The following is a 5,321-nucleotide window of genomic DNA, read 5'->3' as shown; positions in this document are numbered from 1 at the left end:
GCACTTTTTCTCGGTCAATGATGACAATAAGTTATGACTTAGAAACTAATCAACAACTAAAGCTTATGCTTGTAGCTAAGTGAAATCATTGATTAAGAGACCTGTGCTTTTCAATAACTTTTTCAGCAAACCCTAATTAACAACAGACTGCCCCCAAGTATGGCGAAAGCAGTAACCATATTGGGTTCAGAAACTTTGGTGGCAAAGGAAGCATTGTCAATACTAAAACTATCGACAGCTGTTGTATTATTGGCAAAGATAACAGAACTAAATTCGGCTGTCCCGATAATACCGAGAAACCCATTATCTCCACCAATTGTAGGATTGATAGAAATAGTTTGGTCTCCTGTGCCATCGAAATTGCCAGTAAGAGTTAACTCATCAATGCGGGAAAAGTCAGCACCAAAAGCCAACACGGTAGCAGGAAACTGCCAGGTTATGGTATCAGAAGCACCCGCAAGTGTACCGGAAGCATTATCGTAAACACCAGGATTGACGATGCTGACACTGTTGTTATTAAACGAATTAGGCAGTATGGGAGGAGCGGAATTAGTGGAAACAATCCCTGAATCTAGGGTAATTGACTGTGCCGAAGGAATGGCATTGCTAAAGGTATCAATGGTAATCTTGTACGAGGGGTTAGTGGCGAGTGCCGCTTCCCAGGCAGTCCGATTTGTATAAATGGTATAAGCACTAACAGAAGACACGCTACTTAACAGTAGAGTTACTGTCCCTGTGGCGAAAGCTAAAGAATTAAGGGCATTGAGCTTCACTAGGTTATTTCCTCTCATTAAAGGTGAATAAAAACCAGAGTATCAGAGCAGGTACGAAAAATCCTCTCATCTTTGTACAGAATAATTACAACCCACCTTCCGCACTTCTTAACATTCAATTGATAATTTTTACTAATACATTGCTTACAACCCTTTGCCAGTAAAGATTGTAGCTACAAGGATCGATTTTCATCAAGGTGAAGAATTGTAATTTGTTTTCTCAGAAAAAATCAATTATTGAAAATGTTCTCAATAGTAGTTTCTACAATGAAGCTTTTTCGTCAAAACATCTTGGGGAATGCAAAAATATATAAAGGTATATGAAGATGTGCGGAATGTCGGATTTAATTCCACCCACCCACTTAACTAGAAGCTAATAATTTATTTTCAATCTGTCTAACTACGGTTAGTGCCGAATAGCTGACTCCGGCAGTGCCTTCTCCCGGATGGGTGGAATCTCCCACTAACCAAAGATGGGGGATCGGAGTGCGCGTCGCTACTCCAAAAGGGCCAAAAGTGGACAATCTTTGACCAATACCGCCGACAATGCCCTGATTTCGCCCCGTAAACCGTTCAAAAGTGCGAGGAGTAGCTGATTCGATGTGAACGATGTGATCAGGGCTAAGATGGAAATAATTACCGAGACGATTGATCGCCTCTTGGGTGTATGCTGCTTTTAATTGCTGATAATTATCTTCTCCTTTTCGCCACCAAAGACTGGTATCGGTGAAGGAAGAAGCAATAATCGTCGCTTTTCCCACTGGGGCGCGGCCATCCCCTTCTTTACTCACGGAAACAAACAAAGAGTTATTTTCGCCGATCATGCCATCGTCATCGTAGAGGAATTGCAAATGGGGAGGACAATCGGGGGGAATAGCAGCGCGATCGACTCCTAAGTAGGCAACAAAAGCACCGGATGCGGGGGGAAGTTTTTCGATTCTCCGGTGATAAAGACTGGGAATGGCTTCGCGATCGATTAATTGTGGTAAATTTTGGATCGGGATATTGGCGACAATCTCATCGGCCATTTCTGGATGTATTTGGCCATTTTTTTGATTTCTGACGATAATTCCCGTGGCTTTTCCCTTTTCTGTCAGTATTTTTTCCACTGTGTGGCGCATTTGCAATTTACCGCCGTATTTTTCCAAAGCTGCCACTAGGCGATCGCTTAATACCTGCATACTACCCTGAAGGTGGGATAAACCTTGGGGAGACTGAGAAACTGCTAAAGCGGTGGCGGCATAAAGTAAAGCGGTTTCATCGGCAGTAACTTGGGAATAAAGCTTTAACTGGAGATCAAGGAAGGTTTTTAGGCGTTTATCTGTCTCTAAGCCGTATAATCGCAGAGCATCGCCCACAGTCATCAAAGTAAAAGGGAAGGTAATGGCAGTATCTAAACGCAAAGCGGCGATTAATTGCCCTAAATCCCACCAGTTGCGCGGGGGTAAAACTGGATCGCGACTTTGAAAACGCCAACTTGCTTGAAAGAGTTTTTGTAATAATTGCCAAAAAGGTTCGCTGCCCGGAAATTGTTTTTGTCTTTCCTCTTGCCACTTTTGCCGATCGCGCCAGACGTTAATCGCAGTGGTTTCCCCCGGCAGAAAAACAGCACAAGCGGGATCGCAGGGGACAGAATCGGGTAAATCTATCCCTAATTCGGCAAAAATGCGCTGATGAATGCCCCCTACTTCTAATCCTGCCACTTGAGTTGCCCCCACATCAAAAGTAAAACCCCGACGGGAAAAAGTCGAGGCACAACCTCCGGGGACAAGCGCCTGATCATATACTGTGACTTGATAACCTCGACGCGCCAATAATGCCGCCGCCGTTAGTCCGCCAATCCCTGCACCAATAACGGTAATTTGCGTCATTTTCTTAACAATTATTTATATTTATTTTTATCCTAACACTGCTGTCTTTTCACTGATTACTGATTACTGTTCACTGAAAAGCTCCCCACTTCCCCACTTCCCCATTTCCCCACTTCCCCATTTCCCCATTTCCCCACTTCCCCACACCCCACACCCCACACCCCACACCCCAACCACTCTGCCATAGGAATCTTAACAAGTAAATTGGAGGCTTAACAGTTTACTTGGGCCCCTAGGGTATCTAAAGCTAAAATTTTCACCTCAGAGTTAATCCCCACTTGCTGCCAAGCATTTTTCATCTCTGTTGCTGTTTTTTGGGCATTGTCGGGGTTAGTTAAAGCTAATAGGGTGGGACCTGCACCACTAATTACCATCCCGTAAGCACCCGCGTTAATGGCGGCTTTTTTGACCTTTTCGTAACCCGGTATTAAAGATTGGCGATAGGGTTGATGCAGTTTATCCTCTAGGGCAATTCTCAGCCAATCGCCGTTACCCGTCTCCAATCCCCGCAATAATAAACCCAAGCGGGAAATATTGAAAATTGCCTCCTGACGGCTAATTTTTTCGGGTAAAACAGCCCTAGCTTTTTCCGTAGCCAGTTCAAAATCGGGAATCGCTAGGACGGGAATGAGATTTTTTTGCCAAAATACTTGACAAATAGCCCAATCTGTGCTATCTCCTGCCGATAGCTGACAGTTGCCCCGCAAAGCCGGCACCACATTATCCGGATGTCCCTCCAAGGCGATCGCTAATGCTTCGATTTCCCCCATAGATAAAGGATTTCCCGCACATTGATTGGCAGCCACTAACCCACCGATAATAGCAGTGGCAGAACTACCTAAACCTCTAGCCAGAGGAACCCCTAAACCGATCTCGATGGCTATGGGGGGCGGATTCTGTCCTATTTTTTGATAAACTTGCAAAAAAGAAGTGTAGATTAAATTATCAGTACCTTGGCTAACTTTAGCTGATTCAGTTCCCTTGACACTAATGCTGACAGGGTTAGCTGTCGTTGCTGGCAGCAGGGTAAAAGTAAACTGATTATATAGGGTTAAGGCCGCTCCGAGACAATCGAAGCCGGGCCCAATATTAGCAGTGGTAGCGGGAACTGTTACCGTAAAAGTTGTCATCGTTAAGCTTTTGCCTGAAGATAGCGGCGATTTACCTCCTCCCAGTTAACCACATTCCACCACTGTTTTAAATACTCAGCCCGTTGATTACGATATTTTAAGTAATAGGCGTGTTCCCAGACATCATTGCCCATAATTGGCTGTAATCCCATCATTAGGGGGCTATCTTGGTTAGCAGTGCTGATAATTTCCAGTTGTCCTGACTTATTTAAAACCAACCATGTCCAACCACTACCAAAAAGTTTAGTACCTGCTTGGTTGAAAGCGTTTTTAAATTCCTCGAAACTGCCAAATTTAGCGATTATTGCCGCTCCTATTTCTCCTTTTGCTTCGCCACCGCCATCGGGGGACATAATCTGCCAAAACATCGTATGATTAAGATCGCCACCGCCATTATTGCGGACAGTGGTGCGAATATCGGCGGGTAAGGAGTCAAGATTTTTAATTAATTCTACTACTGTTTTTTGCTGCAATTCTGGATATTTTGCCACTGCCAGATTGAGATTATTAACGTAGGCAACATGGTGTTTATCGTGATGAAATTGCATCGTTTCCTTATCAATATAAGGTTCTAGGGCATCATAAGCATAGGGGAGAGGAAGCAGAGTATAGGGGCTATTGGCAGCAAAAGCGGGACGGTTAAAATTTCCTAGAGTTGCTGTGCCAAGGGTAGCACCTAAAAGATAAAGAAATTGACGGCGATCGAGGGGCATATTCTCAGAGCAGATGTTCCGATGATCAATTATCCTATCGATCGGTGCCTTGGCAGAGAAAAGTTTTTTATTTTTACCTGTCTGCTATAGAGTCCATTTGGTATCTTTCCCAAAATCATTACCCAGTATGGATTAGAGCGAATTAGCCAAAATACCTGTAATTCTTACCCGTGAAGCGTCACAAGAGAGATACCAAATAGGTTCTATATGTCCCAACGTTTCCGTATCACATTGATACTAAAACTAGGCAAGGGGACTCAAGGTCAATACACTTGTAATAACTCTTTACAAGTTGAGAGTAACGGCGATAGCCACTAAGACTAAGAATGTATGGAAGGCTATCAATTGGGTGAAAGTCCAAAGATATGTTTTCAAGCTCCAAAAGAGGATATACTAAGCGGCTAAATCGGGACAGGATGCAAAGGTTATAAGGTGGCAACGTCTATTGGTGAAGTCATACTACACTCGTCTTTTAGCGGTGCGAAAAGTAACCCAAGATAATCAAGGGAAGAAAACAGTAGGAGTCGATGGTGTGGTAGCAATATCCCCAGAACAACGGCTAAATCTAAACGAAGAAATCAAAGGAACAAGGCCAATTCAAGTCTGAATTGGCGAATAAAGAAAATCTCCTGTCGGTCTCGTATCGTCCACGCCCTGCGCCTTAATGTCGTTGACCACTCAAATATTGTTTAAATCTGTAGTTTAGACTAAATGAGAAACCTAAAAAGAAAAAAGAGGAAGAATCAAGCAAAATAGAGAGAAAATAAAAGATGTTAAAGAATTTATCCTCTCTCTATGACCAAATATAACAGATATACCAGATTTCGCCAAGAT

General features: G+C 43.4%; 4 protein-coding genes and 1 pseudogene. 1 reads left to right on the top strand and 4 read right to left on the bottom strand.

What is annotated here, in order from left to right:
- Nucleotides 1-122: 122 nt before the first annotated feature.
- From IM479_RS03520 to IM479_RS03505, 4 genes are all read right to left on the bottom strand, one after another.
- Nucleotides 123-791 (bottom strand): PEP-CTERM sorting domain-containing protein, encoded by a 669-nt coding sequence (locus IM479_RS03520; RefSeq protein ID WP_353737565.1) that lies wholly within the window; start codon nucleotides 789-791, stop codon nucleotides 123-125.
- 344 nt (nucleotides 792-1,135) lie between these two features.
- Entirely contained in the window at nucleotides 1,136-2,644 is a 1,509-nt protein-coding gene (crtD, locus tag IM479_RS03515; protein WP_287685508.1) for a C-3',4' desaturase CrtD, read from the bottom strand.
- A 212-nt stretch (nucleotides 2,645-2,856) separates the two neighbouring features.
- The gene (thrB, locus tag IM479_RS03510; RefSeq protein WP_287685506.1) at nucleotides 2,857-3,774 is read right to left on the bottom strand and encodes a homoserine kinase; all 918 of its coding nucleotides are present in this window, start codon (nucleotides 3,772-3,774) and stop codon (nucleotides 2,857-2,859) included.
- A 2-nt stretch (nucleotides 3,775-3,776) separates the two neighbouring features.
- Nucleotides 3,777-4,487 (bottom strand): superoxide dismutase, encoded by a 711-nt coding sequence (locus tag IM479_RS03505; RefSeq protein ID WP_287685504.1) that lies wholly within the window; start codon nucleotides 4,485-4,487, stop codon nucleotides 3,777-3,779.
- Nucleotides 4,488-4,764: 277 nt separating this feature from the next.
- On the opposite strand from IM479_RS03505, the pseudogene IM479_RS03500 reads away from it, so the two are divergent.
- Nucleotides 4,765-5,073 (top strand): annotated as a pseudogene (locus IM479_RS03500) (reverse transcriptase N-terminal domain-containing protein); the annotation flags it as partial.
- Between the last annotated feature and the right edge of the window lie 248 nt (nucleotides 5,074-5,321).

This window comes from Microcystis sp. M165S2 (assembly GCF_020245885.1).
Taxonomy (GTDB): Bacteria; Cyanobacteriota; Cyanobacteriia; order Cyanobacteriales; family Microcystaceae; genus Microcystis.
Note: the sequence above shows the minus strand (reverse complement) of the source record. Positions and strands in the feature narration are given on the sequence as shown.